The 6,007-nt window shown below is 66.8% G+C and carries 4 protein-coding genes; 2 read left to right on the forward strand and 2 right to left on the reverse strand.

Going from position 1 to position 6,007, the window contains the following annotated elements:
* Window positions 1-85 precede the first annotated feature (85 nt).
* Together KDK95_RS33655 and KDK95_RS33660 are read right to left on the reverse strand one after the other, a co-directional pair.
* Entirely contained in the window at window positions 86-877 is a 792-nt protein-coding gene (locus KDK95_RS33655) for an AAA family ATPase (protein ID WP_282971750.1), read from the reverse strand.
* Window positions 874-1,299, reverse strand: coding sequence for a hypothetical protein (locus KDK95_RS33660; protein ID WP_212522413.1), 426 nt, complete (start codon window positions 1,297-1,299; stop codon window positions 874-876). The genes KDK95_RS33655 and KDK95_RS33660 overlap by 4 nt, the downstream gene beginning before the upstream one ends.
* A 507-nt stretch (window positions 1,300-1,806) precedes the next feature.
* On the opposite strand from KDK95_RS33660, the gene KDK95_RS33665 reads away from it, so the two are divergent.
* Together KDK95_RS33665 and KDK95_RS33670 are read left to right on the forward strand one after the other, a co-directional pair.
* On the forward strand, window positions 1,807-2,697 hold the full coding sequence (locus KDK95_RS33665) for a hypothetical protein (RefSeq protein WP_212522414.1): 891 nt from the start codon (window positions 1,807-1,809) through the stop codon (window positions 2,695-2,697).
* Complete coding sequence (locus KDK95_RS33670) at window positions 2,682-5,711, forward strand: DEAD/DEAH box helicase (RefSeq protein WP_212522415.1); 3,030 nt, start codon at window positions 2,682-2,684, stop codon at window positions 5,709-5,711. Before KDK95_RS33665 ends, KDK95_RS33670 begins: the two co-directional genes overlap by 16 nt.
* Window positions 5,712-6,007: the final 296 nt, after the last annotated feature.

A 6,007-nucleotide genomic window follows, 5' to 3' on the forward strand; every position in this document is an offset into this window, starting at 1 on the left:
GCTTGCCCTCATCGTCATCGATATCCCGAACCTGAACCCGCTCCGCCATGTGCCAAGTCTGATACATCCGCCCCGCCGGGCGGCGTCACCACACCGACGGGGCAAACGTTGCCTGATGCGGCACTAGCGCATCCTCGTCCCTGGCGCGCGGATCTGAGTGACGTGCATCGCGTAGCGCGGTTGCCAGCAGGCTGACGGCCCGCGTTTCGTCGAGCACGTCCAGATCCACAAGGCGGGCCCCGAGTGACACGAGAGCGCGTCGCGAGGTGACCATCGCCCGGTGCACGCTGTCCCCGGGCAACAGCCGCTGCACCTGGCTGGCGTCAGCAGCATTGTCTAGCACCACCAGGACATGCTGTCCCCGAGCGGCCATTTCAGCCAATGCCCCGTGGTAGACCGCGAGCTGCTCCTCAGTGCCTGGAGGTATTTCCTCCTCGGCCACTCCAAGCGCACGCAGCAGCACCGTCACCGTGCTTGCGATCTCCATCGGAGGGATTTCCGGGTCGAAGCCTCGAAGGTTCACCCAGACGGCGCCATCAAACCAACCGGCCTGTAGCGCGCTCCGGGCCGCGTGCACCGCCAGCGCGCTCTTTCCAACGCCAGCAAGGCCGCCTATCGCGCAGACCGTCGCCGAGTCCTGACCGTCTAACTGTAGTGCGCTCATGAGCTGGTCGAGCTCTGATTCACGCCCTACGAACCCTGCGGGCGCTGGCGGCAAACCCGCCAAGACCCGCTTCCGAGTACGCGGTTCGCCCGTGTAGAAGACATTGTGCTGTTCTCCCGACCCGAGGTTGAGAGCCGTAGGTCCGCGAAACGTGTTCCCACGGATGTCGGCTCCTGCCGGAGGTTGCTCGCTGCGCTCGGGCGGAACTGTCATGGCGCCGCTGATCGAAACGTATTGGACTGTGTACCACTTCCGCCGTGTATCGCCACCGGACCGTGGAAGGTGTTGTGGTGAACTTCTGTACGCGCAGGAGCGGACGAGACCGATAGGGCGAACTCCTCCAGCAGTTGTTCGAGCAACGGAGCCGCCTGCGGATCCTCGGTCAGCATCCGGCGCAACCGGGACCGCCACTCGATCTGCACCTCGTCAGCACCGTCCCCATCCCCCAGCGCCAGGGCGGTGGTCAGCTGTACGCGTGCACCCTCGAGCTCACCAGCCATCGCCTCCGCGCCTCTGTGGTGCCGGGCCAGCAGCCGCGCGAACTTCTCTTTCCCCTGCGACCAACCGTCGGTGACCATCAACGTCGTCAGCGTGCTCGCACCAGACGACGCCAGTGCCACCAGTTCCGCGTCCACCCCAACTACCTCCTATTGCAGACAACTGAGTCACTCCACCCTACGCGCCTACTCGCCCAGATCAGCGACGCCGCCCGACCTGCACGCGACGCTAGACCTCGAACTGAAGCGCTCGCTCTGCGGCCTCAAGTAGGTCACGGCCGTCCAGGACTCAGGTTGGCAAGTGCGAGGAGGGCCAAGGCGGACAGGTCTCGCCGCGCGCGGCCATCGAAGCCAAACGCAGCGAGCACGTCTTGGCTTCGCGAATCTGAGCATGAGGCGGTTGGCCTGCCGAGGATGCCTCAGTCATAGCAAAAAGCTATGACGGGACCGCCGACACGATGTTACTTCGCTGTCGGGTCGAACTTGCCATCGTCCCCGTAGGCGAGCACGATCCCGAAGACTCGCTCATACAACGTGCCGAGCCGGGCGGAGGCGAACCGGCATGTGCAGATGCCAGAACGGCAGCGGCCAAGGAGGACTATTCGCGGCGTTCTCCTGCACGACGGGCCCGGGCGCGATATGAATGTGCTGACCATCAACCCAACGATCAGGGGAGAGCTCCGGGTGACAACCAGTGCGACGCCTTCCTTGACGTCACTGTTGTCGCCGGCGCCCGGCCCGCCCGATTCCGATGTCCCATACATTGTCGGCGGCACCGCAGCCGACGCCGACGCGCTGGAAGCCGCTGCGCAGTTGTTGGCCGATGACGCGATGCGGCTGCGGTGCGGCGAAGCACCTGCACTGGCCAGCTGGCGGGCGCGACGGGACGGCGGCCCAGAACTTGCGGGGACGCGGGCCGCAGCGGTCGCGACCTTCGCGAGCATGGGATTCGGCCTGCCCGGCGAACCAGCCAAGAACGAGGACCACATCCAGGGCCATGTCGCTGAGCTGATGTGGAACCGGCTGCTGGCCGAACGGGTCTCGTACGCCGACGGGAGACGGCTGGTGCGGGTCGCCGATGTGAAGACCGACCCGCTCGAGCCTGGCGGCGACGGGCTGGTCCTCTACCGGACCGCGAACGGTACCCTGGTCTTCCGGCTGTGGGAGATCAAGAAGCACGACTCGGTAAACCAGCTGTCGGCGACCATCCGCACCGCCAGCAACCAGCTTGCCAACCGCGGCGACACCTACCTTGGCAAGATCGTCGGCCCGGCGAGCCTGGAGGGCGGCGAGATCGGCGCGTTCTTCGCCGACGTCATTGAACTGTGGATCGACCGCAGCGAACGTGCCGGCGTCGGGGTGTCGGTGGGCACGTCAACCCACCACGCGCCGCGCCACCGCAGTAGCTTCCGATCGCTGGCCAGGGCCTTCCCCGACTTCGCCCCGCAAGAACAGACCGAGGGCATCGCCGTGGCCGTCGCCGATTTCCCGGCGTTCGCCCAGCGAGTGAAGGAGATCGTGTGGAGCGGTCTCTAAGGCTGGAGTTGCTGGCCGGAGCACTCGACGGCCGGACGTCGCTGCCCTCGGCCGAAGAACTGCAACGCCTGCTCGGAGAGGCAGAAACAGGACTGTTCCAACGCGGCCAGGACTTCCCTCTGGAACTGGTGGAAACCGCCTGGTACCTACACGCTGTTGCGTCCGTCGACCGGGCACGTGAGCGCTACACCCTCGCCCGCCAGCGCCAGGCGTTCGCGGTCAGCGCCCACATCTTCGACCTGGCCCTTGCCGACACCGAGCTGTCCTGGTCCTTGCCCGACCGGCTCTCCCTCGGGTTCGCGGCGGCCATCGGATACCGGCGCAGCGGCGGAGACCCCAACGCCACCGCGATCACGCGGCGCCTGCGTCAGGACATCACCGTCGACGAAGCCGTACTCGCCCACACCGACACGCTCGCCCTCGAGGCCGGCGTGGCCCTCCTGGGCTTTCAGACCCGTACCCTGGCCGGCTGGCTGCGCAACTGGCGACGGCAACTGGCCGACCTCGCACGGACAGTCGAACTACCGGACTTGACCACCACGGCCCTGGGCACCACGCACCTGGTCGTCCTCGGCGCCGACGACCTTCTGGCCTACCTGGCCCGCGGCGACCAATCCCGCCTGGAGCGTGCGGTCACCCGCTTCCGCACCGCAGCGACGGGCCAGGCCGGCTCAAGCGAACCGGATGCCCGATGGGTAGCGGCGCACCTGCTCGGACTGGCCGACGAAGCGGCAGCAGGCTCATTGTGGAACCCGTCGATCCTGCCACCCGACCTGCCGAACCTCGCGAGAACCGCGTTCACCGTCGGGAGCCCGCCAGTGCTTACTTTGTGGAGCCCTCAGCGGGACCTGCTGACCGGCGACCCCTCGCCATTCAACCCCGCCACCCGGCGGATGGTCTTGTCGGTGCCCACCAGCGGCGGCAAAACCCTCATTGCGCAGATGCTGGCGGTGGCCCATCTGGCCACGATCGGCACTAGCGTTTGCTACGTCGTTCCGACCCGAAGCCTGGGGCGCGAAGTGCGTCGCGACATGGCGGCGCGGGTGAGGATCCTGGAAAAGGAAACCGGGCCCGCGCAGCCGGACTTCCCTTCGTTCGCCGACCCGTTCGACACTGCAGACGATCCTCCGCCGGACGTCGAGGTCATGACGCCTGAACGACTGTCCCATCTGCTGCGCCACAACGCCACTGCGGTACTGGACCGTTTCGGCATGTTCATCTTCGACGAAGCCCAGCTGATCAAAGAGGCCGGCCGCGGCTTCGTCCTGGAGTCCACCATCGCCCTGCTTCACCACGCGACCAGGAACGATGGCAACCACCAGATCGTCCTCATCTCCGCCGCTCTTGGTAACGCCGCCGCCATCGCGCAATGGATCACTGTCCCCGACGGCCCAGCGCTGGTACAGAGCCACGACTGGCGCGGTCCCAGGCGGCTGCACGCCGCGTTCTGTACGATCCCTGACTGGGATACAACCCGCGTCGAGAGGATCCCGCGCGGCCGCAAATTCCCCTACCGGCTGACCACTGAGCTGAACGGACTAGTCCGGCTGCGGCTGGCCGAAGGCAGCACCGCCGAGCTGGGCATCAGCGGCGAGCCTCCGTGGCAGCTCGTCCGGAAGGCTGCAACGCCCCAGACACGCCAGTCCGGGCTGGAGAAGGACGACGGCCGGTCGACTGCCTTGTACCGGATCGCCAGTCAGATGATCACCAGTGTGGGGCATGCGGGGTCGGTGCTTGTCGTCGCCTCTACCCGGGCTGAAGCACAACAGATCGCTCGCGGCCTAGCCGACGAGCTGCCGTTAGATCCCGGTTCCGTCGCGCTGCACGACTTCGTGCGCCAGCAGCTCGGAGGCGACCACCCTCTGGTCCACGTTGTGCGCCACGGGGTCGGATTCCATCACGCCGGCCTGCCCATCGAAGTGCTCGAAGCTCTCGAAGACGCCGTCCGCGCCGACACATTACCCTACCTCACCTGCACCTCTACCTTGACGGAAGGCGTCAACCTGCCGGTCCGCACCGTCGTAATCTATGACAGTCCCCGCCCCGATCTACCCGACGACGCCCGCCTGCGCGGTGCGCGGCTGGTCAACGCGATCGGTCGCGCGGGACGCGCGGGCAAAGAGACCGAAGGTTGGATCGTGCTGGTCCGCGCCGCAGAACCGACTAACGCCGACTTCACCGCCCTCACCCCCGGCGCCGCCGACCTGGCCATCACCTCGTCGCTGACCACCCACGAAGCGCTCCAGGACCTCGCCGCCTTGGAGGCGGCGATGCGCGAGAACGCGGACAGGCTGTTTCACGCCAGCCGTGGCGCCGGGGCGGACTTCATCGGGTTCGTCTGGCTGATGCTGGCCACCGCCGAGAACGACGGCACTGAACCCGACGACGTCAACGTCGACGACATCGCGGCGTCAACGCTCGCGGCTCAGCTCTCTACCGAAGCCCGAACCCGCTGCAGGGGCATCGCGCAGACAGTACGAACCGTCTACACCCGCACCCGACAAGCCGACCGGCGACGGTGGCCGCGCACCGGGACATCGATCGGCTCCGCCCGCACCATCGCCCGCCTAGCCAGTCAGATCTTCGACTCGCTGTTCGAAGACGCCTGGGAAGGAACACCGTGGAATACCGGGGAACCATTCGCGGCGCTAGCCTGGATCTCCCCTGCGATTCAACCGCTGCTCGACCTGCCGGAGAACACTTCGCCGTGGCAGTTCCGCACCGGACGCACCGACGTCTCCGTTGACCCCGTCCGCCTAATCCAGACTGGCTTGCCGGCGCGAGCCTGCCCGACTTGGCCGATCGGCACCTGGCCGCCGTGTCCAACCGCGCAGCACGCATCGAGCAGATGGTCGATGCCGCGACCCGCCACCTCGAGCACTACCTGGCCTGGACAATCGGCGCGCTCATCGAGATGGTCAACGCCGAGCTGCACGAGCAGGGACTGGACCTGCGACTGTGCCCAGAACTCGGTGCTTACATCCGCTACGGCATCAGCGACCCCCGCGCGCTGATCCTGATGACGTCCGGCATCCGCTCACGGCGCCTCGCCAATCGGATCGCTCAGCTTGCCCCCGTCGACGCTGAGTCGACACGGGAATCGCTGCGCGGCTGGATCGCAGAACTCGGGCTGGCCGGATGGCGCGAACATCTCAGTGCGTCAGCCCCAGAGATTCTTGACCTCTGAACCGCCCCGGCTTTGCGCCAGGCTCGTTTCCTTGGAAGGATCGAGCCCGTCATGTCGAACAAGAGATACCCGCAGGAGTTGCGTGACCGGGCGGTGCGCCTGGTGCTCGAGACCCGCGATCAG

Source organism: Actinospica acidithermotolerans, assembly GCF_018139625.1.
In the GTDB taxonomy this organism is placed as follows: domain Bacteria; phylum Actinomycetota; class Actinomycetes; order Streptomycetales; family Catenulisporaceae; genus Actinospica; species Actinospica acidithermotolerans.